General features: G+C 33.4%; 2 protein-coding genes. Both read left to right on the top strand.

From position 1 onward, the window contains the following. The first annotated feature begins 8 nt into the window (after nt 1–8). Complete coding sequence (locus EV142_RS12630; protein WP_132036242.1) at nt 9–1,280, top strand: MFS transporter; 1,272 nt, start codon at nt 9–11, stop codon at nt 1,278–1,280. A 72-nt stretch (nt 1,281–1,352) separates the two neighbouring features. Then, a complete protein-coding gene (gene fabD / locus EV142_RS12625) occupies nt 1,353–3,623 on the top strand; it encodes an ACP S-malonyltransferase (protein WP_132036240.1) in 2,271 nt (756 codons plus the stop codon). Nucleotides 3,624–3,750: the final 127 nt, after the last annotated feature.

The raw sequence follows: 3,750 nt of genomic DNA, 5'->3' as shown, positions 1-3,750 counted from the left end.
AAAATCCAATGAAAAAATTCACAACTGTTTTGTTCCTTATTATTATATCATTAATTGGAACATCAATGACTTCTTTTTCATTAGGAATTTGGATGTTAAAAAGCTCAGATTCTACCTTCTACTATGCCGTAATCGGGTTTTTAACCATCTTTCCGCAAATTCTGTTTAGTCCCTTTATCGGTAGCTTAATAGATAGGTTTGACAAGAAAAAAATCATTATAATAGGGCAAATAGTAGCTGCTTTAGGAAGTTTTGTCATGATTATATTATATCATCTCGATCTCTTAAAAATAGAATATATACTCCTTATTACTTTTCTGGGCTCTGTTGCAAACGGTTTTGTTTCTAAAGCTTTTTATGTATCTACCGCATCCTTAGTTAAAAAGGAAGACATTGGCAGGGCAAAAGGAATTGAAAGCACGGCTTATGCATTGACGACTATAACTGTGCCGATAGTTGCACCATTAATTTACACCATAATTGATTTAAGCGGAGTTTTTTTAATAGATGTTATCTCGTTTTTAGTATCGATTTTAGGATTATTATGCCTCAATTTTAATATTAAGAAAGTTGATAAAGAGCAAGTATCTTACAAAAAAGACGTTCGCGTAGTATTGCAATTTTTAAAATCAAGAAAAGGACTTCAGCAATTGATTATATTTTATGCCTGGATTAGTCTGGTGTTAGGAGGTTTAGGTATTTTGACAACACCAATGATCCTGGGATTTTCAAACGAGACAGGATTGGGTATTGCAATGACTTTTGCAGGTGTTGGCGGAGCATTGGGTGGCATTATAATGAGTATTTACAAAAATGTTAAATTGCCTATTAAGAATGTGGTTTTATTACTTCATCTCTTAGGATTTATTTTAATGCTCTTTATCATAATACCTATTAATATTATTTCTGTTGGGATTTTACTTTTTTCTTTTGCCTTTATAACCGCCATTATGATGGTTAATGACCATATCTTTTGGCAAAATATTGTGCCATATGAAATACAGGGAAGAGTGTTTGGGTATAAAGACCTGGTGATAAAAATCTGGACACCTATCTCATATTTGATAATGAGCATAATAATTGACAATTTAGCAAAACTAATAGTAAAAAATGTTCCTATAAACAGAAATTATTATCCCGGTTCGGACAGGACATTTTCGATACTCGTAATATTTTCCTTCATTGGTTTTATAATTTTAGTAGTATCCTATTTCATTAAATATAAGAAAAAATTTGCAGATTTAGATGTTTTATTTGCTGAAAAAAGAAATCATGACTAACATCTTTTAGTGGCCGGAAAACTGGCTATCTATCTCATTACATTTTAATAATAATACAAATAGCAATAATAAATGAAAGCAGTTATTTTTCCTGGTCAGGGATCCCAATATAAAGGTATGGGAAAAGAATTATTTGATATTTTCAAAAGTGAAACAGCAGCAGCATCCTCTATTCTGGGGTATGATTTAAAAGAACTTTGCTTAGAAGATCCTGACCGTGTATTGGGATTTACCCAATTTACTCAACCTGCATTGTATGTAGTGAATGCCTTTCGTTATTATAAAGCACAGAACGGATGCAGGCCTGAATATCTTTTAGGACATAGTTTAGGAGAATATAATGCTCTTTTGGCAGCAGGAGCTTTTAGTTTTGAAGATGGTTTAAGAATGGTCCAGAAAAGAGGTGCCTTAATGGCAACCGCTTCAGGAGGTGGAATGGCTGCCGTTTTAGGTCTAAGTGAGGATCAGATAAAAGAAAAATTAGAATCAGGTGGTTTTAATAGTATTGATATTGCTAACTATAATTCTCCATCGCAAATCGTAATATCTGGTAAGAAAACGGATATTGAAAAAATATTGAAAGACTTCGAAAAACAAAATGTAACAGCTATACCTTTGGCTGTTAGCGCAGCATTCCATTCCAGGTATATGCAGCCTGCGGCTAATGAATTTAAGGATTTTCTAGAAAAAATCTCCTTTTCAAATTTAGAAATTCCGGTAATTGCAAACATCACAGGAAAACCTTACCTCGATAGTAAAATTAAAGACTACCTAAGCAGGCAAATTTCAAGTTCAGTACTCTGGACTAATAGCATTCGTTTTTTAATGGGAAAAGGAGTGAAAGAATATGAAGAATTAGGTAGTGGTATATTAACTAAAATGATTAATGAAATTAAGGAAAAATCAACACCCCTTAATTTTCCCGAAGAGCAAATTCATACTGTTTCCGGAATAGTAGTTAAAAAACAACTTGATGAGATACAAAATGGCCTTTTAGCAACCAAATTGGGCAGTGCTTCTTTTCGAAGTGATTATAAAGTACAATACAGTTATTATTCTGGAAGCATGTACAAAAGCATAGCTTCAAAAGAGTTAGTTGTGAAAATGGCGAAGGCCAAATTATTAAGCTTTTTAGGTACAGGAGGGATGTCTTCTCAGGAAATTGGGCAAAGTTTGGAGTATATTCAAACACATTTGACCAATAATGAAACATTTGGAGCAAATCTTTTGCATCAGATTGGTAATTTGGAATCTGAAATGAAAATTGTAAATCAATTTTTAGAATACAAGGTAAATATAATAGAGGCCTCTGCTTTTATGCAAATGACCAAAGCATTAGTGTATTATAGGGTTGTCGGTTTGGAAAAACTGGACAACGGAATCATTAGAGCCAGCAACAGGATAATAGCAAAGGTATCCAGGCCAGAATCGGCAGAAATTTTTATGCGTCCGGCTCCTGAAAAAATCATCAATCAATTAGTTGATGAAGGTTTAATAAGTAAAATTCAGGCGGAACTTTCAGGTAAGTTTGCGATGGCAGATGATATTTGTGTAGAAGCTGATTCTGGAGGACATACTGACGGAGGAGTAGCATTGGTACTGTTTTCGGCAATTAAGGAGCTTAATGAGCAAATGCAAAAAGAGTTTAATTACCAAAAAATAATTCGCGTAGGTCTTGCAGGAGGAATTGGAACTCCACAAGCTGCCGCTTGTGCCTTTATTATGGGAGCAAATTTTATTGTTACAGGTTCAATTAACCAGCCCACCGTTGAATCCGGTATGAGCGATAACGTAAAAGAACTCTTGCAGAACATCAATGTTCAGGATACTACCTATGCACCAGCAGGAGATATGTTTGAATTTGGAGCAAAAGTCCAAGTGCTTAAAAAAGGAGTATTATTTCCTGCCAGAGCTAATAAACTTTATGAATTGTACAAGCAATATGATTCATTAAATGAAATACCGTCTAAAGTTTTGGAACGCTTAGAGAAAAATTATTTTAAAAAAGGTATAGAGGAAATCTGGATCGAAACAAAGCAATACCTTAAAGCCAATGGAAACGAAGGCGAAATCTTTAAAGCAGAGCAAAATCAAAAATATAAAATGGGATTAGTTTTTCGTTGGTATTTTGGTTATAGTACACAAAAAGCTTTCAAAGGAAATCTTGATTTTAAAGTTGACTTTCAGGTTCATACCGGGCCTTCTCTTGGAGCTTTTAATCAATGGGTGAAAGGTACAAAGTATGAAAAATGGCAAAATCGCCACGTAGATGAAATTGCCATAAAATTAATGAAAGACACAGCGATACTATTAGAAAAAAGACTAAAAGAAATTCTGATATAATGACCCAAAAATATAGAATAGCTCTATAATTTAATCTTGTTTTGATATCAGTTTCATTCCTGTAAAAAGAAATAAGCTTGGAATTATGTGAAAACTTTTTTACATAATTCCAAGCTTAAATAGTCTT

The organism is Flavobacterium circumlabens, assembly GCF_004345565.1.
GTDB lineage: Bacteria > Bacteroidota > Bacteroidia > Flavobacteriales > Flavobacteriaceae > Flavobacterium > Flavobacterium circumlabens.
The sequence above is the reverse complement of the archived record's forward strand: the minus strand, read 5'-3'. Positions and strand labels throughout refer to the sequence as shown.